4 protein-coding genes are annotated in these 2,076 nt (G+C 58.3%); all 4 read left to right on the top strand.

The genetic code is table 11. The features are described 5' to 3' along the window. A partial coding sequence (locus tag P3R27_RS14220) for a phage minor tail protein L (protein WP_069142378.1) occupies nt 1-420 on the top strand: 420 nt, incomplete at its 5' end. Nucleotides 421-425: 5 nt separating this feature from the next. Beyond that, entirely contained in the window at nt 426-1,169 is a 744-nt protein-coding gene (locus tag P3R27_RS14215; RefSeq protein WP_000194780.1) for a C40 family peptidase, read from the top strand. After that, on the top strand, nt 1,106-1,738 hold the full coding sequence (locus P3R27_RS14210; RefSeq protein ID WP_000090889.1) for a tail assembly protein: 633 nt from the start codon (nt 1,106-1,108) through the stop codon (nt 1,736-1,738). The genes P3R27_RS14215 and P3R27_RS14210 overlap by 64 nt, the downstream gene beginning before the upstream one ends. Nucleotides 1,739-1,798: 60 nt before the next feature. After that, nucleotides 1,799-2,076 (top strand): hypothetical protein (locus P3R27_RS14205; RefSeq protein WP_001514429.1); only part of this gene is annotated, 278 nt, incomplete at its 3' end.

Below are 2,076 nucleotides of genomic sequence, written 5' to 3'. Positions count from 1 at the left end.
GATATGCAGAGTCTGGTCGGCGGAACGGTGGTCCGGCGTAAGGTTTACGCCCGTTTTCTGGATGCGGTGAACTTCGTCAACGGAAACAGTTACGCCGATCCGGAGCAGGAGGTGATCAGCCGCTGGCGCATTGAGCAGTGCAGCGAACTGAGCGCGGTGAGTGCCTCCTTTGTACTGTCCACGCCGACGGAAACGGATGGCGCTGTTTTTCCGGGACGTATCATGCTGGCCAACACCTGCACCTGGACCTATCGCGGTGACGAGTGCGGTTATAGCGGTCCGGCTGTCGCGGATGAATATGACCAGCCAACGTCCGATATCACGAAGGATAAATGCAGCAAATGCCTGAGCGGTTGTAAGTTCCGCAATAACGTCGGCAACTTTGGCGGCTTCCTTTCCATTAACAAACTTTCGCAGTAAATCCCATGACACAGACAGAATCAGCGATTCTGGCGCACGCCCGGCGATGTGCGCCAGCGGAGTCGTGCGGCTTCGTGGTAAGCACGCCGGAGGGGGAAAGATATTTCCCCTGCGTGAATATCTCCGGTGAGCCGGAGGCGTATTTCCGTATGTCGCCGGAAGACTGGCTGCAGGCAGAAATGCAGGGTGAGATTGTGGCGCTGGTCCACAGCCACCCCGGTGGTCTGCCCTGGCTGAGTGAGGCCGACCGGCGGCTGCAGGTGCAGAGTGATTTGCCGTGGTGGCTGGTCTGCCGGGGGACGATTCATAAGTTCCGCTGTGTGCCGCATCTCACCGGGCGGCGCTTTGAGCACGGTGTGACGGACTGTTACACACTGTTCCGGGATGCTTATCATCTGGCGGGGATTGAGATGCCGGACTTTCATCGTGAGGATGACTGGTGGCGTAACGGCCAGAATCTCTATCTGGATAATCTGGAGGCGACGGGGCTGTATCAGGTGCCGTTGTCAGCGGCACAGCCGGGCGATGTGCTGCTGTGCTGTTTTGGGTCATCAGTGCCGAATCACGCCGCAATTTACTGCGGCGACGGCGAGCTGCTGCACCATATTCCTGAACAACTGAGCAAACGAGAGAGGTACACCGACAAATGGCAGCGACGCACACACTCCCTCTGGCGTCACCGGGCATGGCGCGCATCTGCCTTTACGGGGATTTACAACGATTTGGTCGCCGCATCGACCTTCGTGTGAAAACGGGGGCTGAAGCCATCCGGGCACTGGCCACACAGCTCCCGGCGTTTCGTCAGAAACTGAGCGACGGCTGGTATCAGGTACGGATTGCCGGGCGGGACGTCAGCACGTCCGGGTTAACGGCGCAGTTACATGAGACTCTGCCTGATGGCGCCGTAATTCATATTGTTCCCAGAGTCGCCGGGGCCAAGTCAGGTGGCGTATTCCAGATTGTCCTGGGGGCTGCCGCCATTGCCGGATCATTCTTTACCGCCGGAGCCACCCTTGCAGCATGGGGGGCAGCCATTGGGGCCGGTGGTATGACCGGCATCCTGTTTTCTCTCGGTGCCAGTATGGTGCTCGGTGGTGTGGCGCAGATGCTGGCACCGAAAGCCAGAACTCCCCGTATACAGACAACGGATAACGGTAAGCAGAACACCTATTTCTCCTCACTGGATAACATGGTTGCCCAGGGCAATGTTCTGCCTGTTCTGTACGGGGAAATGCGCGTGGGGTCACGCGTGGTTTCTCAGGAGATCAGCACGGCAGACGAAGGGGACGGTGGTCAGGTTGTGGTGATTGGTCGCTGATGCAAAATGTTTTATGTGAAACCGCCTGCGGGCGGTTTTGTCATTTATGGAGCGTGAGGAATGGGTAAAGGAAGCAGTAAGGGGCATACCCCGCGCGAAGCGAAGGACAACCTGAAGTCCACGCAGTTGCTGAGTGTGATCGATGCCATCAGCGAAGGGCCGATTGAAGGTCCGGTGGATGGCTTAAAAAGCGTGCTGCTGAACAGTACGCCGGTGCTGGACACTGAGGGGAATACCAACATATCCGGTGTCACGGTGGTGTTCCGGGCTGGTGAGCAGGAGCAGACTCCGCCGGAGGGATTTGAATCCTCCGGCTCCGAGACGGTGCTGGGTACGGA

The sequence above is a fragment of the Enterococcus spodopteracolus genome (genome assembly GCF_030441955.1).
Classification (GTDB): Bacteria; Bacillota; Bacilli; order Lactobacillales; family Enterococcaceae; genus Enterococcus_B; species Enterococcus_B spodopteracolus.
This window is presented reverse-complemented; position numbering and strand designations above follow the sequence as displayed.

Excerpts from the sequence above, each read along its gene's own strand:
- P3R27_RS14215 (WP_000194780.1), top strand. The coding sequence starts at position 426 with ATGACACAGACAGAATCAGCGATTCTGGCGCACGCCCGGCGATGTGCG.
- P3R27_RS14210 (WP_000090889.1), top strand. The coding sequence starts at position 1,106 with ATGGCGCGCATCTGCCTTTACGGGGATTTACAACGATTTGGTCGCCGC.